15 protein-coding genes and 1 other RNA gene are annotated in these 21,592 nt (G+C 67.4%); 2 read left to right on the forward strand and 14 right to left on the reverse strand.

The genetic code is table 11. The features are described 5' to 3' along the window. Positions 1-347 precede the first annotated feature (347 nt). From ABQZ09_RS09050 to ABQZ09_RS09115, 14 genes are all read right to left on the reverse strand, one after another. Positions 348-560 carry a hypothetical protein gene (locus ABQZ09_RS09050; protein ID WP_349776721.1) on the reverse strand — a complete coding sequence of 71 codons (213 nt, stop codon included), beginning with the start codon at positions 558-560 and terminating at the stop codon, positions 348-350. A 245-nt stretch (positions 561-805) separates the two neighbouring features. After that, the gene (locus tag ABQZ09_RS09055) at positions 806-2,446 is read right to left on the reverse strand and encodes a DUF5597 domain-containing protein (protein WP_228313953.1); all 1,641 of its coding nucleotides are present in this window, start codon (positions 2,444-2,446) and stop codon (positions 806-808) included. After that, positions 2,443-4,791, reverse strand: a complete 2,349-nt coding sequence (locus tag ABQZ09_RS09060; protein ID WP_349776722.1) for a DPP IV N-terminal domain-containing protein — start codon at positions 4,789-4,791, stop codon at positions 2,443-2,445. Before ABQZ09_RS09060 ends, ABQZ09_RS09055 begins: the two co-directional genes overlap by 4 nt. Further along, positions 4,781-6,352 carry an APC family permease gene (locus ABQZ09_RS09065; RefSeq protein ID WP_349776723.1) on the reverse strand — a complete coding sequence of 524 codons (1,572 nt, stop codon included), beginning with the start codon at positions 6,350-6,352 and terminating at the stop codon, positions 4,781-4,783. The genes ABQZ09_RS09060 and ABQZ09_RS09065 overlap by 11 nt, the downstream gene beginning before the upstream one ends. 623 nt (positions 6,353-6,975) lie before the next feature. Next, positions 6,976-8,811 carry a DUF885 domain-containing protein gene (locus ABQZ09_RS09070; RefSeq protein ID WP_349776724.1) on the reverse strand — a complete coding sequence of 612 codons (1,836 nt, stop codon included), beginning with the start codon at positions 8,809-8,811 and terminating at the stop codon, positions 6,976-6,978. Next, positions 8,808-10,625, reverse strand: a complete 1,818-nt coding sequence (locus ABQZ09_RS09075; protein WP_349776725.1) for a DUF885 domain-containing protein — start codon at positions 10,623-10,625, stop codon at positions 8,808-8,810. The genes ABQZ09_RS09070 and ABQZ09_RS09075 overlap by 4 nt, the downstream gene beginning before the upstream one ends. A 117-nt stretch (positions 10,626-10,742) precedes the next feature. Continuing rightward, positions 10,743-11,942, reverse strand: coding sequence for a M24 family metallopeptidase (locus ABQZ09_RS09080; protein WP_349776726.1), 1,200 nt, complete (start codon positions 11,940-11,942; stop codon positions 10,743-10,745). Beyond that, positions 11,939-13,555 carry an aldehyde dehydrogenase family protein gene (locus tag ABQZ09_RS09085; protein WP_349776727.1) on the reverse strand — a complete coding sequence of 539 codons (1,617 nt, stop codon included), beginning with the start codon at positions 13,553-13,555 and terminating at the stop codon, positions 11,939-11,941. The genes ABQZ09_RS09080 and ABQZ09_RS09085 overlap by 4 nt, the downstream gene beginning before the upstream one ends. 221 nt (positions 13,556-13,776) lie before the next feature. Further along, positions 13,777-13,853, reverse strand: a non-coding RNA gene (locus tag ABQZ09_RS09090) — sX9 sRNA. Between the two features lie 50 nt (positions 13,854-13,903). Beyond that, on the reverse strand, positions 13,904-14,812 hold the full coding sequence (locus ABQZ09_RS09095) for a dihydrodipicolinate synthase family protein (protein ID WP_039563791.1): 909 nt from the start codon (positions 14,810-14,812) through the stop codon (positions 13,904-13,906). Continuing rightward, positions 14,809-16,122 (reverse strand): FAD-dependent oxidoreductase, encoded by a 1,314-nt coding sequence (locus tag ABQZ09_RS09100; protein ID WP_349776728.1) that lies wholly within the window; start codon positions 16,120-16,122, stop codon positions 14,809-14,811. The genes ABQZ09_RS09095 and ABQZ09_RS09100 overlap by 4 nt, the downstream gene beginning before the upstream one ends. Continuing rightward, the gene (locus ABQZ09_RS09105) at positions 16,115-16,360 is read right to left on the reverse strand and encodes a 2Fe-2S iron-sulfur cluster-binding protein (RefSeq protein ID WP_039563793.1); all 246 of its coding nucleotides are present in this window, start codon (positions 16,358-16,360) and stop codon (positions 16,115-16,117) included. Before ABQZ09_RS09105 ends, ABQZ09_RS09100 begins: the two co-directional genes overlap by 8 nt. After that, on the reverse strand, positions 16,357-17,577 hold the full coding sequence (locus tag ABQZ09_RS09110; RefSeq protein ID WP_349776833.1) for an NAD(P)/FAD-dependent oxidoreductase: 1,221 nt from the start codon (positions 17,575-17,577) through the stop codon (positions 16,357-16,359). The genes ABQZ09_RS09105 and ABQZ09_RS09110 overlap by 4 nt, the downstream gene beginning before the upstream one ends. 77 nt (positions 17,578-17,654) lie before the next feature. Continuing rightward, positions 17,655-18,593: a proline racemase family protein gene (locus ABQZ09_RS09115; protein ID WP_039410908.1), complete on the reverse strand. Its 939-nt coding sequence runs from the start codon at positions 18,591-18,593 to the stop codon at positions 17,655-17,657. A 160-nt stretch (positions 18,594-18,753) separates the two neighbouring features. Here ABQZ09_RS09115 and ABQZ09_RS09120 point away from each other — a divergent pair, with 160 nt between their 5' ends. Together ABQZ09_RS09120 and ftsY are read left to right on the forward strand one after the other, a co-directional pair. Continuing rightward, a complete protein-coding gene (locus ABQZ09_RS09120; RefSeq protein WP_081419243.1) occupies positions 18,754-19,470 on the forward strand; it encodes an AraC family transcriptional regulator in 717 nt (238 codons plus the stop codon). A gap of 171 nt (positions 19,471-19,641) precedes the next feature. Next, positions 19,642-21,342 carry a signal recognition particle-docking protein FtsY gene (gene ftsY / locus ABQZ09_RS09125; protein WP_349776729.1) on the forward strand — a complete coding sequence of 567 codons (1,701 nt, stop codon included), beginning with the start codon at positions 19,642-19,644 and terminating at the stop codon, positions 21,340-21,342. Positions 21,343-21,592: the final 250 nt, after the last annotated feature.

Below are 21,592 nucleotides of genomic sequence, written 5' to 3' on the forward strand. Positions count from 1 at the left end.
GAAGGAAACCGATCAGAGCTCGCGGATCGAGATCCTGATCAACACAGTTGCTCCAGGGACGGATTCACGGCGTGTCCCGCGACGGTGGGCGGGCAAGGGCCCTGCAGCAAACGCTAAGACGTCGAGTGCGCGGTGCCCCACCAGATAGTTAGCTGGCGGCTTTATTGAAGAACAAAATTACCGCACCGGAATTCTGCTGGCTGTTTGATCGAAAGCTATGCGCACCGACCACATCCACTAGTCCTTGCAGCCAAACAGCAGGCGGATGTCCGCAGGTACGCGACCACACCGACAGCCGTGTACCCCTTGTATCGGGACGACAAGGGCAGTCATCCACTCCGCACCGCTTAGGTCAACACGTCCAGCAGGCTACCCAACATCTCGTCGGAACGCCGCAGCGCGGTGGCATTTGCCTGGAAATCGTTGCGTGCCGACAGCCCTTCCACCAGATCGGTGGCCGGCGCCGATGGATCCGCACTGGCATCGACCACGCTGGCGGCTACCTGCTGGCGCAGTGCGGCCACCTGCATTCCGGAACTGGCGATGCTGTTGATGCTCATGATGGCTCCGGTGCAAAAACTACGAAAAAAAGACAGGACGCGCGTTTACTCGCCAGCCGGCGCAGCGCCGATCACAATCGCGCCGCGCTGCTGTCGCGTTTACCGCAAGCTAACCGCTGGCTAGCCTTCTTACGCGGATGGACCCAGCGAACAGCAACTGCGCCCTACCTGCTGCACATCCACATGTCCTACCTGGCAACTGCGACAACGCCGGCCTCACGGCTGCACGGTCGCCTCGCCCATGCTCAATACGTGCCCACCCGCACGCGCAACACCACAGGCACATTGCCGGCCGCATCCACACGCCCGAAGTTGAGCCCGTAGTCGGTCTGGTCGCCGTTGAGCTGCCTTTCTACTTGCCAGCGCCCATCGACATACCGCCCCTGCTCTACCCGCAACAGTTGTCCATGACGGGTATCGGCCGCGTTGCGAAAAAATTCAATGCGCGCAGCCATGCCGGTCACCAGAAATTCTTCCGGCCCCAACTGGGCTACCAGCAGCCGGCCTGCATGGTCGTCATTGCCGGGCAGAATGGGCGGCGCATCGCCCCAGAGTGGCGCGCCGAACGATACCTTGGCCTCCCACTCGCCGAAGCGCAGCGTGCGCTGCGGCGTGCCGGGTTGTTCGGCCACTGCCTGCAGCCGGCCGTCGAAGGCGGCCTGCGCCAGAATTCGCTGCATCGGCGCAAGCAGCTTGAAGTTGGCCGCGTGCGCAGCGATTGCGGCGCGATTGGCCTCGCTGTCGGGGTTGCCATCCATACCGAACACCGAAAAGCCCACCCCGCCCTGCCCCAGCACATGGAACAGATAGGGCGCGGTGGCCGCTTCGAAGCCGGTTTCCGACACCCAGGCCGGGTTGTCGGGCCGCGCGTACTGGCCGATGACCTTGGTGTATTCGTTGTAATCGTTGGTGTAGATGTCGGTGCCGATGAAGTCGATCGACGGCGTGGCCGCACGCCATAGCGCGAACATGTTCACCGTGGCACCGCCGGAGGGATAGTCCATGCCCGGATAACGCTTGCCCTTGTAGCGCAGCCAGGTGTTCACGTAGAGCGGCAGCGGATACGCACGCTTGCCGGCGGCGGCCACCTGCTCGATGTAGGCGGCGGTGGCATGCGCGTTGAACGCTTCGGCCGCTTCGGCGCCGAACAGTTGCTGCCAGCTGCCCTGCGGCTTGCCCAGTGCGCGCGCAATCTCGGCCGGTACCGGTTGTGCGAACGCGGCCTCGCCGGCCGGGCCATGGTCGCGCACGGTGCCGATCGCACCGGGCTCGTTTTCCACCTGCACCAGGATCACCGTGTGGCGGTCGCCATCCACCTTGCGCAGGTGCTGCATCAACGCGGTGAACGCACGCGCATCGGCCTGCATGTTGGCCGCCGCATGCGGCGACAGCACATCCACCGGTTCGCCGTTGGCATCGCGCATGCGTGGGTACGTGGTCTCGTCGCGCTTGATCCATTCCGGCACGTAATGCATCTGACCGTTCTTCCAGCTGCCGAACCACAGCAAGGCCACGCGCAGGCCGCGCTTGCGTGCGCCGGCGATCAGTGCATCCACATTGGTGGTATCGAAGCGGCCAGGCGCCGGCTCGAACTGCTCCCAGTACACAGGTGCTTCCACGGTGTTGGCGTGCAGCGCGACCACCTCGTCCAGTGCCTTGGGCAGCACGGCTGGCCAGGCACTGGAGTTGTGCAGCTGCGCGGCCAGCACGGTGTATGGCGCGCCATCGACAAAAAGCGCATGACGGCCGTTCTGGGTGACGAAGCGCGGCAGTTCTTCGGCACTGGCCAGCAACGGCACGCTAGCGGCCAACATCACCAGCGACCACAGCAGCGCCGCGAGGCGGCCACGCGGCTGCGGTATTTTCAGGGCAAGCACATGCATCATCGCGCCTCGGACGGTAGTGAGTTCCAGTGCGGCGTGGGTTCGTTGCGCAGGTGGCGCACGAAGAAGTCGTACTGACGGCGTTGCACGTAGTCGATCGGCCCGCTGGAGCGGCCCACCGAATGCTCGCCACCAGGCACGTTGAGCAGGTCGAACTGCTTGCCGGCCTTGATCAAGGCATCGACCACCTGCGCAGTGGAGGCCGGGTCGACATTGCTGTCCTGCTCACCGACGACCAGCAGCAGGTCGCCCTGCAGCTTGCTGGCGTTGACCACGCCGGATGCCTGCGCATAGCTCGCATCCACCGGCCAGCCCATCCACTGCTCGTTCCAGCTGATCTTGTCCATGCGGTTGTCGTAGCAACCGGCAAACGCCACGCCCACCTTGTAGAACTCCGGATGGCGTTCGAGTCCACCCAGCGTGCTCTGCCCGCCGGCCGATGCGCCATAGATGCCGACCCGGCTGATGTCGTACGACGGATCCTTCGCGGCCAGCGCGCGATGCCAGGCGATGCGGTCGGCAAAGCCGGAATCGCCCAGGTTTTTCCACGCCACATCGTGAAACGCCTTGGACCGGTTGGCGGTGCCCATGCCATCGATCATCACCACAATGAAACCCAGATCGGCCTGCGCCTGCATGCCGATCTGCTTGTCGCCGCCGGAGTGGTAGCCGAACGGCCAGAACGTCTTGGGCACGAAGGCGTCGTGCGGCCCGGCGTAGATGTTTTCGATCACCGGGTATGTTTTGCGCGGGTCGTAATCGCGCGGGCGCACCACCATGCCCCAGATATCGGTAGTGCCATCGCGGCCCTTGGCCACGAAGGTCTCCGGCGCGCGCCAGCCGGCGGCCTGCAGCCTGCCGATATCGCCGCGCTCAACGGTGTGCAGCAGTTGCCCGTCGATGGCGTGCAGCTCCATCACCGGCGGCAGATCCGGGCGCGAATACACATCCACGTAATGCCGGCCGTCGTCGGCAATGGCCACATCGTGATCCGCATCGGCGTGGGTGAGCCGGGTCAAGTGGCGGCCATCGAAATCCACGCGGTAGAGCTGCCGGTAGTACGGGTCCTTGCCGGCGTCCATGCCGCTGGCGGCGAACCAGATGCGGCGCTGCGCATCGTCCACGCGCAGCACATCGCGCACCACCCACTGCCCGCGGGTGATCTGGCGTTTGACCTTGCCGCTGCGGCCATCGAACAGATACAGGTGCCGCCAACCGTCACGTTCTGAAATCCACAACACCTCATCGCCGCGCCCATCCACGTCGTGGCGAAAGCTGCGATCGGCATACACGAACGTGCGCGCATCTTCGCCAACGGCCACATGCGCGCGTGCAGTGCGCGCATCCACCGCAATCACCCGCATATGCTGAAAGCCACGCTGCACATACTCAAAGCTCACACTGCGGCCATCGCTGCGCCATTGCAGCGGCGACAACGAATATGGCGTGGCGAACAAGGCGTTATCCACCACGCGCCGGCTGCCATCCACGGCCAGCAGCACCGGCCGTTCCACATCCACCGCATCGCCCGGCTTGGGATACAGCTGGGTGTGCACCACCGGCTCAAGGCGCCCGGCCGGTGCGGCCTCCACACGGGTCACCCGGCGCGCAGTGCCCGGCCGTACCCGATACACCGCCAGCTGCTGCGAATCAGGCGACCAGGCAATGCTCTCCGGATCGAAATAGTCTTCCGCACGGCCATCGTCGGTGCGCTGGACCAGCTGGCCGGCGGCCACCCGGCGCACGACCAGGTTCCAGCCATCGGCCAGCGCCTCCCACTGCCCGTCGGGCGAACGGCGTGGCGTGGTATCGGCCGCCACGTCCGGGTCGCGTACCACGCCAAAGCCACGCGGCCGCTGTTGCCCCTGCGGCTGCCGGCCGGGATCGTCGGGCGCACAGCGGTAGGTGGTCAAGGTACAGCGCCACGCGGCGTCCTCGATGGCGAACACGATCGCCCCGTCCTCACGCGCGCCTTCCTGCGCATACGCAAACCGCTCGAATGGCAACATCAACGCCGCATAGGCAGTGCCGGTGGCTGCCTGCAGCGCCTGGGCCACGCGCGCCTGATCAAAGGCGGGCTGCTTGTGCAACGTGGCGACGTCCACGCGCATGAAAGCGAACCCACCAGGCACCGTCTTGCGGTAATGGAACCTGCCGTTGTCCTGCCAGTGCGCCGGCCAGGCGACGTTCTCGGTCAGCGTGCTCCAGTGCGCGCGCAGGGCCAGCGAACGTTGGTAATCGGCCACGCTGGGTGCGGCTTGCGCAGCGGTTGCAAGCAACAGCAGGCAGGCGGCCACGGCGCGCGATGCCTGCGTCAGGCAGGCGCATCGCAAGGCATCACTCACCATCGTCTTCCTCCAGCGCCAGCTCGTCGCTGCGCAGGCCGCTGCGCGCGCCCCAGTGGTAGATGAAGAACGCGATCACTGCCACGCTCAAGGTATCGAACGGATGCGCGATCCAGCCGTGTCCACCGAAGGTGCCGGCCCACGACACCAGCATCACCAGCACGAAGAACACGATCAGCCACAACGACGCGCGCACCTGCCGCAACAGGCGGGTGCGGCCTTCGCGCGATGGCAGGCGATACAGCACGTACAGCGCGAACGCGACCACCTGCAAGCCAAGCAGCCACGACAAGGTGGGCCAGGTGGACCAGTACACGATCAACGCCGCCACCATGAACGACAGCGGCCCCAGCACCGCCAGGCCGCGGACGAAAAACGGGCGCGGCAAGTCCGGCGCGCTGCGGCGCAGGGCTGCCACCGTCACCGGCGCCACCGCATAGCTCAGCACCAGCGCGGCCGACACCACGCCGATCAAGGTCTCCCAGGACGGGAACGGCAAGGTCCAGAAGATCGACAAGCCCAGGCTTAACCACAACGCCGGACGCGGGATGCCCGACGCCGGGTCCACCCGCGTCAGCACTGGCAAAAATCCGCCGCTACGCGCCCAGCCGTACACCACGCGCGGGGTGGCATTCATGTAGATATTGCCGGTACCGCTGGGCGACACCATCGCATCGCAGATCACCAGCGCCGCCAGCCACGCCATGCCCAGGGCCAGTGCAATGTCGTGGTACGGCAGCGAGAAGGCCTTGTCGATGCCAGTCCACCCCTGCGCCAGCTGTGCGGCCGGAATGCTGCCCAGAAACGCCAGCTGCAGCAGTACGTAGATCACCGTGGACAGCGCTACCGACAGGATCAGGGCGATAGGAATATTGCGCTGCGGGTCGCGCACCTCGCTGGCCACCGACACGATCGGGGTCAGCCCCAGATACGCGAAGATGATGCCGCCGGCGGAGATCGCCGCTTCGACCCCGGCCATGCCCGAGGGCGCGAACCCGTGCATGCTCAGATTGCCGGCATTGAAGTGCTTCATCAGCAGCACGATCACCAGGATCGGCACCAGGAACTTGAAGATGCTGACGATGTTGTTGGCCAGCGCAAAGGTCTTGACGCTGAAGTAATTGAGCAGGAAAAACAGCACCAGCAAGGCCAGCTGCACCAGCCAGCCCCAGATGCTGGGGTGCGTGCTGTTGGGCTGACTCAACCACGGGAACCACGCCGCTGCATATTGCCGCGCCGCCTCCACTTCGATCGCGATCAAGCTGGAAAACGCGATGAGCGTGATGAAGCCAGTCAGCGAGCCGAGCAAGGCACCATGCGAATACTCCGGGTAGCGCACCACCCCGCCAGCGCGCGGCAACGCCGCACCGAGTTCGCAATAGACCAGGCCCAGCAGCAAGACGGCGATGCCGCCAAGAATCCACGACACGATGCCGGCCGGCCCCGCAATCGAGGACACATGGCTGGCCGAAAACAACCACCCGGAACCGAAGATCGAACCCAGCCCAATAAAGGTCAGGTCGGTCAGGCTGAGCCGCTTGTGGAACTTGCCTTGCGTGGCCATGGTGCCCCCGTTGGAAAGGTTTTAGCCGATTTCTAACTGCTGCTGCTGTTCCCTTCTCCCTCCGGGAGAAGGTGCCCCGAAGGGGCGGATGAGGGTACGTGCGCAGCCTCGTGCCATTTCGACCCTGAGCAGCTTCGCTCCGTACCCTCACCCCACCCCCCGCTCCGCGCCCCGGCCCGCGCTTGTGGCGCGAGCGCTCCAAGGCACGCGCGCCAGTGGCGCGCAAACTGTGCCTTCTCGCCCCGTCGGGATAGGGGCTCGAACGACGCCCCCTTCTCCCTCCGGGAGAAGGGGGCCCGACGGGGCGGATGAGGGTACGGGCGCAGCCTCGTGCCGTTTCGACCTGCGTGGCTTCGCCCCGTACCCTCACCCCAACCCCTCTCCCGGGGGGAGAGGGGCTTGAACGACGCCCCCTTCTCCCCCCGGGAGAAGGTGCCCCGACGGGGCGGATGAGGGTGCGGGCGCAGCTTCGTGCCATTTCGACCTGCGTGGCTTCGCCCCGTACCCTCACCCAACCCCCGCTTCGCGCCCCGGCCCGCGCCACTGGCGCGGGCGCTCCAAGGTACGCGCGCCAGTGGCGCGCAAACTGTGCCTTCTGGCTCGGGGAGAGGGGCTCAGCATTGCTACTGCTTCGACACCTCCTGCGCCCAAGGCGACTTCCCGCCATCGCCGATGAAACGGTCGATGCGTTGCTCCAGCACCGGTAGCGGCACCGAACCGGTTTCCAGGATCGCGTCGTGGAAGGCGCGGATGTCGAACTTCTCGCCGAGCGCGGCTTCGGCCTTGTGCCGCAATTCGATGATCTTCAACTCGCCCAGGTAGTACGACAGCGCCTGCCCCGGCCAGGCGATATAGCGGTCCACCTCGGTGGTCACTTCGTGTTCGCTCAGCGCGGTGTTGTCGCGCAGGTACGCCTGCGCCTGTTCGCGCGTCCAGCCCTTGTGATGCAGACCGGTGTCGATCACCAACCGGCAGGCACGCCACATCTGATACGTGAGATAGCCGAAGCGGTCATAGGGCGTGTCGTACATGCCCATTTCCTGGCCCAGGTACTCCGAATACAACGCCCAGCCTTCGCCATACGCGGAGATGTAGCCGTAGCGGCGGAACTCCGGCAAGCCCTGCGCCTCCGCCGCCAACGGCATCTGCAATGCGTGGCCGGGCGAAGACTCATGCAAGGTCAGCGCGGTCAGGTTGTACAGCGGCCGCGACGGCAGGTTGTAGGTGTTGACCAGATAGATGCCCGGGCCGCCACGACCGCCGGTATAGAACGGCGCCAGCTCCGGCGGCACCGGCTCGATGGCGAAGCGGCGGCGCGGCAGCCGGCCAATGTAGTCGCCTACCTTGGCATCCACGCGCTTGGCGATCCACGCCGCCTGCTTGAGCAGCTCGTCCGGCGTCTTGGCATAGAACTGCGGGTCGGTGCGCAGGAAATGCAGGAATGCCGGAAACACCGCCTGCCCGGCCGGCGCTTTGAAGCCGCTGGCTGCGATGGTCTGGTCCATCTGCGTCCGCAGCTTGGCAACCTCGTCCAGACCGATCTGGTGGATCTGATCGGGGCTCACCTCCAGCGTGGTGAACTCGCGAATCTGCGCGCGGTAATAGTCCTTGCCATCCGGCAGCGCTTCACCGGCCAGCGTGGTGCGCGCACGCGGCTGATACTCAGTGCGGATGAAGTCCAGCAACTTGGCATACGCCGGCACCACCTGCGCGTTGATGGTCCCCTCGGCCTGCGCCCGCAGTTGCGCCTGCACCGCTGCCGGCACGGTGGCCGGCATCTGCTTGAACGGTGCGTAGAACAGATTGGCCTGACCCTTGGCCTGCGCCACATCGGCGATGGATTGATCGCGGCCGGTCAGCGTGACCTTCGGCTGGCTGAAACCACGCGCCAGCCCGGCGCGCATGTTGTCGGTGTGCTCGGCGAAATAGCGCGGGATATCGGCCAGCATCTTCAGATAGCGCTGATAATCCTCGCGCGTGCGCAACTTGGCCTCGGCGCTGAAGCCCAGGTCGCTCCAGAACGCCGAGTCGCTGTTGAACGGCATTTCCCAGGCGCGAAAACGCTGCTGATCCAGCAGCACCAGCAATTGCTGGCGGTACACCTGGTAACTGACCTGATCTTCGGCCGGCAGCTGCGCCTGCGGGATGGCATCCAGTTCCTTCAACGCCTGTTGCCAGTACGCCGTGCGCTGGCTCTGCGTGGCCACGTCCACCTTGGGTAGATGATCGGATTGCTGCTCCTGCGTGGCCTGGTTGTCTTCATCCACCGCACCGGACAACTGCGCCTGCCGCCAGCGCCATTCGCGCGTGTACAGCGCTTTGAAACGCGCCGCCGCGCTGTCTTGCGTCGTTGCTGCGGATGCGGGTGCTGCGGCTTGCGCCTGCACGGTGGCGGCGCCCAGACTGGATGCAATCAACACGCTCAATGCGCTCGCGCGCCAGACGCGGCTGGTCTTCATCCGCGTGCCTCCGGCGCCGCCTTGGCCTGCGCAATCCACTGCCGCACGCGCTGCTGCAACAGTGCCAGCGGCATCGCGCCGCCGCCGAGCACCGCATCGTGGAAGGCGCGCACATCGAAACGATCGCCCAGCTCTTTTTCCGCTTCCGCGCGCAATGCCAGGATCTGCAGCTGACCGAGCTTGTAGCCCAGCGCCTGGCCGGGCCACACGATGTAGCGGTCGGTTTCGGACTGGATGCTGGGCTCGTCGTCGGACGGATGCGCGTGGAAGAAGTCCACCATCTGCTGGCGATTCCAGTGCTTGTAGTGCACACCGGTGTCGAGCACCAGCCGGTTGGCGCGCAGCAACTCGCCGGACAGGCGGCCGTAGTCGTTGTACGGGTCCTTGAAGAAACCGATCTCCTTGCCCAGCTGCTCGGCATACAGCGCCCAGCCTTCGATATAGGCGTTGTAGCCAGCCTGCTGGCGAAACGGCGGCAAGGGCAGCGTCTGCGCAAGCGAGATCTGCAGGTGATGCCCGGGCACGCCTTCGTGATAGGCGGTGGTTTCGATGTTGATCAGCGTGCGGCTGGCGAAGTCGCTGGTGTTGACCTTCACGATCGCCGGCTTGGTGCCTTCGGGATTGCTTTGCCAATACTCGGCGCCGGGTGCGCTGCGGCGGAAGGCCGGCATCGCCTGTACCTCCAGCGGCGTCTTGGGCAGATGCCCGAACAGCTTGGGCAGTTCCGGCTCCATCGCCGCGATGTACTGCCGGTATTGCTGCAGGATCTGTTCGCCGGAGCTGGCAAAGTGGCGCTTGTCGGTCTCCACCGCCTTGCGGAAGCTGGCCAGATCCGCAAAACCCTGCGCCTTGGCGATCACCGTCATCTCCCCCTCGATGCGTGCCACTTCCTTCAATCCGATCTGGTGGATCTCCTCCGGCGCCATGTCGGCGGTGGTCTGGGTGTGGACGGCGTAGCGATAACGGCGCTCGCCATCGGGCAGCGACCACACGCCTTCCTGCGCGCGCCCTTGCGCGGCGTATTCGTCGCGCACGAACGCAGCCAATTTGCCGTAGGCCGGGCGCACCTGCTGATCGATCGCGGCGAGCACCTGTTGACGCAGCGCGTCGCGTTGATCGGCCGGCACCGCCGCATCGAGCTTTTTCAGCGGCGAGGCGAACGGGCTCTGCTCGCCGGTCAACGCGGCAATCTTGTCGATCTGCTCGGGCAGGCGCTCCAACAGATAGCGCGGCTGAGTGAGGCCATCGGTCGCGCCCTGGCGCGACACCGCGATGACTTGCTCGATCACGGTCGGGATCGTCTGCAGACGCTTGATGTAATCCTGGTAATCCTTGGCGTTTTCGAACGGAAACGCATCACCATACCCGGCCAGCGCCAACTGCACGCCGCCGATGGGCTCCAGCGGCATCGTGTAGGTCTTGAGGTCGATGCCTTCCAGCTTGTCGCGCAATTGACCCAGCATCATCTGCAGGCTGAGCTGGCGTTGCTCGTCCAGCGCCTTGGCATCCACTGCTTCAAACTGCGTGAGCAGGTCCGCGGTTGCGGCGCGCTCCGCCTGCACCGCTTCCAGCGAATAATCGCTCCAGCGGTCGTTATAGCGCTTGTCGCCGATGATGCTGGCGAACTCCGGGTTGTGCTGCAGCTGGTATTGCCACTGTTTGTCCAGCAACGCATCGAAGGCCTTGGCGGCTTGTTCGCTATTGGCCGAGGCAGTGGTAGCGGACGCCGTTTCCGATGCCGGCGGTGCTGGCTTGCAGGCGGTAAACAATGCGGCGGCAAGCAGGCCGATGGCGACAGGACGCAGGTGGTTCATGCATTTACTCCAAGATGCAAAGACAGCGATAGGAGCGCGCCTGAGCGCGAATGGCTTTACTCGGGAATGCCCGTCGCGCCCGGGTGCGCTCCTACGCGCGCGTAAATCTGGGCAGGCTCACGCAAACGGTTGATCGATCGCCAGCGACGGCGGCGTAAACCACTGCGCGCCCGCGTCGGTGACATAAAAATGGTCTTCAAGCCGCACGCCGAACTCACCGGGTACCACGATCATCGGCTCGTTGCTGGCGCACATGCCCGGCTGCAGCGGCTGCGCATTGCCGCGCACCAGATACGGTGCCTCATGAATCGCCAGACCGCAGCCGTGGCCGGTGCGATGCGGCAGGCCGGGCAAGCTGTAGTCCGGGCCCAGCCCTGCGGCTTCCAGCACCGTGCGCGCGGCCTGATCCACTGCCTCACAGGCCACACCGGGGCGGATCGCCGCAAATGCCGCTGCCTGCGCGGCCTGCTCCAGGTCCCAGATGCGCTGCTGCGCGGCGTTGGGCGTGCCATAGATCCAGGTGCGGGTGATATCGGAATGGTAGCCCTGCACGGTGCAGCCGGTGTCGATCAGCACCAGCTCGCCTTCGCGCAGGTGCTGCACGCCCGGGATGCCATGCGGGAAAGCAGTAGCGTGGCCGTATTGCACGATGCAGAAGGTCGAACCGTTGTCCGCGCCCAGCGCGCGATGCGCCTCGTCGATGAAGCGCACCAGTTGATCGGTCCCGATGCCCTCGTGCGCGATGCCGGCGGCCAGCCGCTGCACCAGCAGGGTCATGTCGCAGGCCTGCTGCATCAACGCCAGCTCGGCTGGCGACTTGCGCATGCGGCAGCCGTCGACGATCGCCCCCGCATCGCGGATCGCCGTGCCAAGATGCGCGCGCAGACCGGTGTGCACGGCGAAGGCAATGCCCGGGTCCAGCGCCAAGGCATGCGCGTGGCGCTCGTCCATGGCCTGCACCACCAGCGCATACGGGTCGTCGTGTTCTTCCCATAAGTACTTGGCCACCGGGATCTTCAGCACCGCGTCCAGCGAGCCTTCTTCGAACGCAGGACACAGCAGCACCGGCTCGCCATTCAACGTCAGCAGCAACGCCACCAGGCGCTCGCTCGCGCCCCATGGCACGCCGGTGAAATAGCGCAGCGAGGTGCCGGCGCCGATCAACAGCGCATCCACGCCCTGGCTGCGCATCAGGCTGCGTGCGCGTTCGATGCGGCGCTCGTATTCGTCCGCGGCGATCGGCGCGGCGCATTGCGTCCACGGCGCCAGCTGCGCGCGCGCCTGCTCCAGCGACAGCCCGCCGATCTGTGCGCTCATGCACCTGCTCCCAGATCAGCCGTGCTCCATTGCCCATCGACCAGCCGCGCCACCCCGTGCGGATTGCGCTGGCGCAATTCCGCAGGCAGCAGTGCATCGGGCACCGCGTCATAACTGTGCAGGGCCGCAAAACGGCGGATTGCACCGGGCATGCCCACGGCGGTGAAGCCCGGGTGCCCGGTGCTCGGGAACGGGCCGCCGTGGTTCTGCGCGGCGCTCACGGCCACGCCGGTTGGCATCTTGCTGTTGATCAGCCGCCCGACCCGCGCGCGCAACACCGGCGCGATGGCCTGCCAGGCCGCATCGTCGCTGCCATCGCCGGCGCGATACAGCGTACCGGTGAGATTGCCTTCGAATGCAGCCGCCACCAGCGCCATCTGCGCTGCGTCGGCTGCGCGCACCAGCAGGCTCACCGGGCCGAACGCTTCGGCCTGCAGTGCCTGCGGGTTGGCGATGAACGCCTGCGCATCCACGCTCAACAAGGTCGGCGCATAGCGGTAGCCATCCTCGCCGGTGTGCCCGCCCGCCAGCACGCTGGCACCGGCAGCGCGCAGGCTGGCCACCCCGCGTTGCACACCGTCCACACCGGCTGCGGAGAACAGCACCATCGGCATGGCCGCTTCGAAGTGGGCCTTGGTGGCCGCAACAAACGCATCGCCGGCCACACCGTGCGGCACCACCACCACACCCGGATTGGTGCAGAACTGCCCGCTGCCCAGCGTGCAGGACGCAAAGAACTCCTGCGCCAGCGCATCGCCGCGTTCGGCCAGCGCGCCGGGCAACAGGAACACCGGGTTGACGCTGGACAGCTCGGCGTAGAACAGCACGCCTGCTGCGTCGGCCGCTGCCTTCAGCGCCAGGCCACCGGCACGGCTGCCGGTAAAGCCAATCGCGCCCAGCCGCGCATCGCCGGCCAGCCGCACGCCGATGGCGTTGTCGAAGTGATACAGCAACTGTACGGCCGCCGCCGGCAGACAGGCCGCAACCAGCGCCTGATGCGCCAGCTGCGCCATGCGCTGGCTGGTGGCCGGATGCAGCGGGTGCGCCTTGGCGATCACCGGGTTACGCGCTGCGATCGCGCTGGCGAAATCGCTGCCGGCAATGGCATTGAACGCAAACGGGAAATTGTTCGGGCCGAACACCAGCACCGGCTTGCCTAGCGGCGCCAGGTGCGAACGCAGATCGGCCGCGCGATCGATGACGGGATGGGTCCAGCTGTACGTGCGCACCGCCTGCGCGGCCTGGCGCAGCTGCCCGCTGGTGCGCGGCAGTTCGTTGCCACGCAAGCGTGTGGGCGCGGGCAACGCGGTTTCGGCATGCGCCAACGCGACCAGGGTGTCGGCATCGGCATCCAGCGCGTCGGCATAGGCGTCCAGGAAGGCGGCGATGCGCTCCACCGGTGCAGCCGCCAGTTCCGCTGCCACCGCCTGCGCTGCGGCGACGGCGGCTTCCACATCGTCCGCGCCACTGATCGGAAACTGCGGGCCGATCGGCTCGCCGGTGGTCGGGTCGGCAGCGCGGAAGCTGCCGGCCGCGTGGCGGCTGGGTTGCCATTGGCCTGCCAGCAGCACCTCGGCGGCGGTCATGGGAAAGGAGTGGTTCGTGTCGTTCATTGCGGCACCTTCGGTAACAGGGATGCAGGGCCTGCGCACTGTGCGCCAGCGGCCGGCCAGAGAAGCGATGAGGATGCAGCACTGCAGGCCACATCCGCAGCCGCCGACGCCTTGCCCCACGCGCAGGCACGGCGCGTGGGGCGAATCCGCACGCGCCGCACGCTGTGCCTGCGAGTAGACGCAGCGTGCGATGGCCGTACGCCATCAGGACAACCGAGAGCGGCTAACAGAACGTAGCGCGCAGTCGTCAGGCGGGTGCGGGCAGCGCGCTCAGCGTCGGAGTGTACGAGTGGCACATGCCGATCCGAGCACCGACCGCGCCCGCCTGGCGGCGGCGCAGTCGTGTTGCTAGCTGCTCTTCGGCGCCGTGGCGATGGCATGCTCGATCACCTTCAACGCGGCATCGCGCTCGGCGCCGGCCACCACCAGCCGCGGCGCACGCACCTGCTCGCTCCCCATGCCCACCTTTGCCTGCACCAGCTTGATCAGCTGCACGAAGGTGGGCACGGTGTCCAGGCGCAGCAGCGGCAGGAACCAGTGATACAACTCCTTTGCCGCCGGGTAACCGCCGTCGCGTGCGAGTTCGAACAGGCGCACCGATTCTTTCGGATACGCATTGACCAGGCCGGCGATCCAGCCCTTGGCGCCCATGCTCAGGCCTTCGACGATGGCATCGTCCATGCCGACCAGTAGCGCCAGCCGATCGCCCAGCAGTTCCTGCAGCGCGGCAAAGCGGCGCACGTCCCCGGAGGATTCCTTCACGGCCTGCAGGTTGGGGAATTCGGCGGCCAGCTCGGCGATCTGCGCCGGGCCGAAATCGGTCTTGTAGGCCACCGGGTTGTTGTACAGGATCACCGGCAGGTCGGTCGCGCCGATCACCGCACGCACATGCGCGCCCATTTCGCGCCAGTCGGTGGAGTACACGTACGGCGGCAGCACCATCAGGCCGCCGCAGCCGATGTCCTTGGCCGCCTTGGCCAGTGCCACCGCCTCGCCGGTGGCCAGGCTGGCGATGCCCGGCACCACCGGCACGCGGCCGTTCAAGGCGGTGACCAGCGTGCGCAGGATCGCCAGCTTGTCGTCCACGCTCAAGGTGGCGGCCTCGCCCAACGAGCCCAGCGGCACGATTGCGGTGCAACCGGCATCCACCAGCTGGTTGGCATGCTTGCCGAGGAAGTCGTGGTCGATGTCGCCCGAGGCGGTGAACGGGGTGGTGATGGCCGGCAACACGCCGTGCCAGAACGCAGCAATGCTCATGGGTGATTCCCTTGCGAGTCGGAAGTGAACGAGTCGGCCAGCGCCGCGAGGCGGACCGGGAACAACGGCGGCCGGCGGCCGGCGTCGGTGGAAAGCTCGGGCGGGCAACGGCCCAGTTCGGCCAGCGCAGCGGAGCAGATGCGGCCCTGGCAGGCGCCCATGCCGCAGCGCGAGGCCAGCTTGGCGTCGCGCGCATCGTTGAAGTCGTCCAGTGCGCCCAGCGGCACGTCTTCGCAGCGGCAGATCAGCGTGTCCGGTTGCGCCAGCGCGCGGATGCGCGGGTCCAGCGCGAACTGCTGCTGCAACAGGTCGGCAAACGCACGCGCGGCGCGCCGCCGTGGTTGCAGGCGCAACGCGGCCTCCGGCGCATCGGCGGCCATGTGCCCGGCCATCGCGCCTTCGATCAAGGCGCAATCGCGCCCACCGATGCCGCAGGCTTCGCCGGCGGCAAACACCTGGGTGACGCTGGTGCGCAGCAGCGCATCCACCTGCACCTGCTGGTGCGCCCCACATGCCTGCAGCTGGCAACCCAGCAATTGCGCAAGCTCGGTATTGGGCACTAGGCCATAGCCCACCGCCAGGTGATCGCATGCGATGCGCGTGCGGCCGCCGGGCCCTTCCAGTTCGACTTCGCGCAGCTGCGTATCGCCATGCGCGGCAACCACAACGCTGCCGGCGCGATACGCCACTGCGTGCAGCTGCAGGCGCAACGCGGCAGCCTGCGCGGCCTTGCCCGGCCAGCGCCACAACTGCAGCGCGAACCGGCGCAACGCCGTTGACGAGGCCTGTTCGTGGATGCCCAGCACCTGCGCGCCATGCCGTTGCAAGGTGGCCGCACTGGCCAGCAGCAGCGGGCCACTGCCGGCCACCAGCACACGCTTGCCGCTCAGCGGCCAACCCTGCTTCGCAAGCGCCTGCGCCGCGCCGGCACCGGTGACGCCGGGCAAGGTCCAGCCCGGAAACGGCAGCAGCAATTCGCGCGCACCGGTGGCCAGCACCAGGGCGGCGTAATGCAGTTGCTGCGTGCCGTCCGGGCCATCGGCCAACAACCAGCCCGGTTGCGCCAGCAGGATCTGCGTGCGCGTCAGCAGCGTGATGGCCGCATTGCCCTGCACCTGTTGCAGCAGCGCGCGCGCATCGGCCGGCGCACCGTGCTGCACATCGCTGCGCCACACCTGCCCGCCCACACGCGGCTGCATGTCCACCACGCCCACGCGCACACCGTGACTGGCTGCGGCGTGCGCGGCGGCCAACCCGGCCGGCCCGGTGCCGATCACCAATACATCGAAATGCAGCACGTGTTCAGCCATCGGTGCGCACCTGCATGCCATCGCGTGCGTCCACCAGACAGGCGCGTTGCTGGCCGATACCATCGATCCGCACGCGGCATTCGAAACACACGCCCATGCCGCATAACGGCGCGCGCGGTTGCCCGCTGCTGGATCGCCGGAACTGCAGCGTGGCTTGCGCCACGGCAGCCGCCACGCTGGCACCGGCCGGCACCTCGACCGGCTGCGCATCCACGTGCAACCGCACTGTCGCGCTCATGCGGCCGTGCCCTGCACGGCACGCGCCGGGGCGTACGGCATCGGGTCGATGGCCGGCGTGCGCCCGAGCAGGCTGTCCACGATCACCCGTGCGCTCCCCAGCGCCGTGGTGACGCCCAGCCCCTCGTGACCGGCGGCCACCCACACATCGCGCCGGCCGGGCACCAGCCCCAGATACGGCCGCCCATCCGGCGTGGCCGGGCGCAGCCCGGTCCATACGCGAATTGCCTGCAACTCACGCAGCACCGGCAGATACGCAAAAGCGCGCTGCAACATCTGTTGCAGCACCGGCATCGACAACGCGCGATCGTGCTCGCCGAACTGGCGCGAGGAGCCGATCAATATCTGCCCGGTCGGCCGCGGCTGCACATTGAAGGCCACACTGGTGTCGTCGGCGCCATGCGCCGAATCGGCATAACCGAGTTCCAGCAGCTGATGCCGGATCAACCCCGGGTGGCGGTCGGTGATCACCAGATGGCCCTTGCGCGGGCGCAACGCCAGCTCGGGCAGCAACTGCGGCAAGGCCACGCCGCTGGCCACGAGCACCGCTCCGGCAAGCACCTGCCCGTCGTCCAGGCGCACTGCATGCTCCTGCAACTGCGCAACGCGGCGGCCGGCAAATACCTGCGCGCCGGCCTTGCAGGCCAGGCTCACCAGATGCCGCGCCACCCGCGGCGGATACACCACCGCCTCGCCGGGCACGCGCATGCCGCCGGCCAGGCCCGGCACCAGCTGCGGCTCCAGCGCATACAACTGCGCCGCATCGATCGCTTCTGCCTGCAGATCGGCAGCGGCCAGGCGCGCGATCTTGGCCGGCACCGCCGCCAGTTCGCGCGCGTCGCGGGCCACCCACAGCGTGCCGCAGCGGCTGAATTCGGCATCGCTCAGCGTGGCAAAGCGCTCCCACAGGCGCAGCGAATACGCCGACAACGCCAGCTCGGCCGGGTCGTCGTCCATCGCCACCAGGTGCCCCATCGCCGCGGCGGTGGCGCCGCCGCCGATCGGTCCGGGTTCGACGATCGCCACCCGCAGCCCCTCGCCCGCCGCAGCCTCGGCGCAGGCGGCGCCCACGATGCCGGCACCGACCACGATCAGGTCGTAACTGCGCCGCGTGGAGGCGGCAGACGGCGCAGAGCCGGATTCAGGTCCGGCCACGGAACCCGGCGCCGGCGCAGATGCCGTCGCGGGCGATGGCGACGCGGGCAGCGCAGCAGACATGCCGGCAATGGGATCAGGCACCAGTTCGGCCGACGCCATGGCCGACGCAACCACCGGCGCGGGCCGCACGGCCTCCATCAGGCCACGATGCCCCAGGCGAACGGGTCGGCCGGGTCGATCAGCAGCTGCGCGCGCGCAGTGATGTACGCCTGCCCGCTGATGCGCGGCGCAATACCGCGCCCGCTCAGGCGATAACTGCCTTCGAACGCACTGCCCAGGATGCCTTGCTGCACCCAGCGCTCGCCCTCGCCCAGCTTGCCGTCGGCGGCCAGGCACGCCAGCTTGGCGCTGGTGCCGGTGCCGCACGGCGAACGGTCGTAGGCCAGCCCCGGGCACAGCACGAAATTGCGCGCCACGCCGCTGCCATCGGGTGCGGCGCCGTTGACTTCGATATGGTCGATCTCGCCACCACCCTCGCCGGTGATGCCGGCGGCCTGCAGCGCCAGCCGGATCGCTTCGGTGTAGGCAGTGAGCGCGCGTTGATGCGCCAGGTCCAGCGCACATGGCGCCTGCTCGGTGATGAAGAACCAGTTGCCGCCCCAGGCCACATCGCCGCGCACCGCGCCATGCCCCGGCACGTCCACCACCACACCGGCAGCCGCGCGATAACTTTCCACGTTGTCCACCCACACGGTGCCGTCGTCGGCCAGCTCCACGCCCACCGTGCCCACCGGCGTTTCGATACGGTGCCTGCCCGGCGCGATTCGCCCCAGCTCGGCCAGCGTGCGCACCACACCGATCGTGCCGTGTCCGCACATGCCCAGATAACCGACGTTGTTGAAGAAGATCACCCCGGTGCAGGCGCTCGGGTCGCGCGCCGGCAGCAGCAACGCGCCGACCATGGTGTCCGAGCCGCGCGGCTCGCAGGCAATCGCGCTGCGCCACTGGTCGAACTCGCGGCCGAACCGCTCGCGACACTGCGCCAGGTCGCCATCGCCCAGATCGGGGAAGCCGGCCAGGACCACGCGGGTGGGCTCGCCGGCCGTATGAGAGTCGATCACGTCGATGCTGTGCATGGCGCATGCTCCCACTGCCGGCCCGCGCACGACTAGCGTGCAATGCGAAATCAAAATGCGGAAATCTGCACAATTACCAACCCGATGCATCGCCGCGCGTTTGCGCTAGGATCATTGCTGGGTTGCACCTTCGTGCAACCGTCAAATCGTGACCGCTACCATGACCCTGATGGACCTCAACCTGCCCGCGCTGGAAATGCAGACGCTGTTCGATGCGCTGCCGGACGTGGTGTTCTTCATCAAGGACAGCGAGGGCCGCTACACCCACTGCAACCTCACCCTGGTGCGTCGATTGGGGCGCAAGCTGCGCAGCGAGATCATCGGTCGGTCGCCGCTGGAAGTCTTCCCCCTGCCGCTGGGCGGCAGCTACATGATGCAGGACCGTCGCGTCCTGCTTGGCGAACTCATCGACAACCAGCTCGAAGTGCACCTGTATCCCAACCGCCTGCCGGGCTGGTGCCTGACCTTCAAGCGCCCGCTGTGCGAGGCCAACGAGGTGATCGGCGTGGTCGGCATCTCGCGTGATCTGGGCCAGCCCGATAGCCGGCATTCGGCCTACGAACGCCTGAGCCAGGTGATGGAACACATGCAGGCCAACTTCGGCGACAACCTGCGCGTGCAGGCGCTGGCCGATCTGGCCGGGCTGTCGGTGGCGCAGCTGGAGCGGCACTTCCGCCGCGTCTTCCAGGTCACCCCGCAGCAACTGCTGACCAAGTTGCGCATCGAATCGGCGATGCGGCTGCTGTATGGCGAGGACAGTATCGCCAGCATCGGGCAACGCTGCGGCTTTGCCGACCAGAGCGCCTTCGCGCGCCAGTTCAAGGCCACCGTCGGCATGACTCCGCGCGATTACCGCGCGCTCAAGGGCCAGCTGTAAGGCGCCCATCATGCGCTGACACACGGCCGGCACAAATGCCGAATTCGGCAGCATTGCGGGCCCGAGCGTGATGTGCTGCCGCCGTGGTGGCGAGGGGCGCCACTGAAGGGCGCGTCAAGGTGAGACCGGACCCCGATGGTAGAATTTCGGGTTTCCCCTACTGCGTTGCCAATGGCCAGCTTTTTTCGCCGCAACAAGCCCACCACGCCCGACAGCTCGCGTACCTCGCGCTACAGCCTGGAAGAACTGGCAGCCGCATTTCCCACCGCGCCGTCTGCCGCCACCCCTGCATCGCCCGTCGAGGCCCTGCCACCTGCGCAGATCGGCACAGCACCTGCCGCTACGCCAGCGCCCACGCCCTCACCGGTAGCGGCGGACCCGCCAACGCCGGCCGCCGAGCACGCCGCGCCCGCCACACCGGCTGAGGCGTTGGCACGCGACATCGCCGCCCGCACCGGCCAGGCGCAGAGCGTGGCGGCGGTGCCGAACACGCCGCCCGCCCCTGCGGCGCCGGCCCCATCGGCCTTGCAGGCACTACCGGACCCGGCGCCTGCCGCCGCACCCATCGCACCGGCGCCGGTGGTGGTGGTGCCGCCAGTGGTGGCGCAGCCACACGGCGTACCGACCTCGCCGGCAACGGCGCCCGCGGAACCTGCAACACCGGCGCAGTCGCTGTTGCAATCGCCACCATCGACGCCCGCAGCGCCGGTCCCGACGCCGGTCGTCGCGACGCCTGTTGCCGCTGCGCCTATTGCCGCTGCGCCTGCTGTCGTACCGCCTGTTGCTGCTCCGCCCGCCGTCGTACCGCCTGCCGCCTCCGCACCGCCTGCCGCCGCCCCGGCCGCGAGCACGACACCAGTGGTCACCGCACCGGCCATCGTCAGCAGTCCGCTGCCGGCCACCCAGGACGACAGCATCGTCGGCCAGCGCGACGCCCTGCCGGCTGCACCGGCGGGCAAACCCGGCTGGCGCGAGCGCCTGCGCAACAGCACCTTCGCGCGCAGCTTCGGTGGCCTGTTCTCGCGCAACCCCAAGCTCGACGACGACCTGCTCGACGAGATCGAGACTGCGTTGATCACCGCCGACGTCGGCATCGGCGCCACCACCGCGTTGGTCGAAGGCCTGCGCAAGCGCATGAAGTCGCGCGAATTCGTCGATGCCCAGGCCATGTTCAAGGCCTTGCGCGCCGATCTCATCGCGTTGCTGCAGCCGGTCTCCAAGCCACTGGTCATCGACCGCTCGCACAAGCCCTTCGTGGTGCTCACCGTCGGCGTCAACGGCGTTGGCAAGACCACCACCATCGGTAAGCTGGCCAAGCGCTTCAAGGACGACGGCAACAGCCTGATGCTGGCCGCCGGCGACACCTTCCGCGCCGCTGCCGTGGCGCAGCTGCAGGCCTGGGGCGACCGCAACGGTGTGGCGGTGATTGCGCAGGGGCAGAATGCCGATGCCGCCTCGGTGGCGTTCGACGCGCTGCAGGCCGCCAAGGCGCGCGGCACCGACGTCTTGATCGCCGACACCGCCGGCCGCCTGCACACCCAGACCGGGCTGATGAACGAGCTGGGCAAGATCCGCCGCGTGCTCGGCAAGATCGACGCCGCCGCGCCGCACGAAGTGCTGATGGTCATCGACGGCACCACCGGCCAGAACGCCATCTCGCAGCTGCGCCAGTTCCATGCGGCGGTCGGCGTCACCGGCCTGGTCGTGACCAAGCTCGATGGCACCGCCAAGGGTGGCGTGGTGTTTGCGCTGGCGCGCGAGTTCAATATTCCGATCCGCTTTGCCGGCATCGGCGAACGCCCGGAAGACCTGCGCGTCTTCGACCCGGTCGCCTTCGTCGACGCACTGTTGCCGGACGCCTTGGGCGGTTGATTGGAAGATGCCAGCCCGCATCTGCAACCGCTGTACGCGCAAGCGCTGCGGGCTGGTTGCAACATGCAGCAGGTATCGTGTGACTGGTCGCAGGCACGACGTGTACTGACGTTTGCCAGCCCTTGCCTGCAGCACTGCACACGCCAGTCCGCGCTGATGCGTCGGTGGCTTAGTACCGTGTGCCCACACCACCGCATTGGCCTGGGGATGCGGGATGTTTCTGCGAACGGTGCCTGGTCGGAATGACGTT

It is taken from the genome of Xanthomonas sp. WHRI 6106, from assembly GCF_040202405.1.
GTDB classification, from domain to species: domain Bacteria; phylum Pseudomonadota; class Gammaproteobacteria; order Xanthomonadales; family Xanthomonadaceae; genus Xanthomonas; species Xanthomonas cannabis.

Excerpts from the sequence above, each read along its gene's own strand:
- ABQZ09_RS09050 (WP_349776721.1), bottom strand. The coding sequence starts at position 560 with ATGAGCATCAACAGCATCGCCAGTTCCGGAATGCAGGTGGCCGCACTG.
- ABQZ09_RS09110 (WP_349776833.1), bottom strand. The coding sequence starts at position 17,577 with ATGTCTGCTGCGCTGCCCGCGTCGCCATCGCCCGCGACGGCATCTGCG.
- ABQZ09_RS09080 (WP_349776726.1), bottom strand. The coding sequence starts at position 11,942 with ATGAGCGCACAGATCGGCGGGCTGTCGCTGGAGCAGGCGCGCGCGCAG.
- ABQZ09_RS09070 (WP_349776724.1), bottom strand. The coding sequence starts at position 8,811 with ATGAAGACCAGCCGCGTCTGGCGCGCGAGCGCATTGAGCGTGTTGATT.
- ABQZ09_RS09060 (WP_349776722.1), bottom strand. The coding sequence starts at position 4,791 with ATGGTGAGTGATGCCTTGCGATGCGCCTGCCTGACGCAGGCATCGCGC.
- ABQZ09_RS09115 (WP_039410908.1), bottom strand. The coding sequence starts at position 18,593 with ATGCACAGCATCGACGTGATCGACTCTCATACGGCCGGCGAGCCCACC.
- ABQZ09_RS09095 (WP_039563791.1), bottom strand. The coding sequence starts at position 14,812 with ATGAGCATTGCTGCGTTCTGGCACGGCGTGTTGCCGGCCATCACCACC.
- ABQZ09_RS09105 (WP_039563793.1), bottom strand. The coding sequence starts at position 16,360 with ATGAGCGCGACAGTGCGGTTGCACGTGGATGCGCAGCCGGTCGAGGTG.
- ABQZ09_RS09075 (WP_349776725.1), bottom strand. The coding sequence starts at position 10,625 with ATGAACCACCTGCGTCCTGTCGCCATCGGCCTGCTTGCCGCCGCATTG.
- ABQZ09_RS09120 (WP_081419243.1), top strand. The coding sequence starts at position 18,754 with ATGACCCTGATGGACCTCAACCTGCCCGCGCTGGAAATGCAGACGCTG.
- ABQZ09_RS09100 (WP_349776728.1), bottom strand. The coding sequence starts at position 16,122 with ATGGCTGAACACGTGCTGCATTTCGATGTATTGGTGATCGGCACCGGG.
- ABQZ09_RS09085 (WP_349776727.1), bottom strand. The coding sequence starts at position 13,555 with ATGAACGACACGAACCACTCCTTTCCCATGACCGCCGCCGAGGTGCTG.
- ftsY (WP_349776729.1), top strand. The coding sequence starts at position 19,642 with ATGGCCAGCTTTTTTCGCCGCAACAAGCCCACCACGCCCGACAGCTCG.
- ABQZ09_RS09065 (WP_349776723.1), bottom strand. The coding sequence starts at position 6,352 with ATGGCCACGCAAGGCAAGTTCCACAAGCGGCTCAGCCTGACCGACCTG.
- ABQZ09_RS09055 (WP_228313953.1), bottom strand. The coding sequence starts at position 2,446 with ATGATGCATGTGCTTGCCCTGAAAATACCGCAGCCGCGTGGCCGCCTC.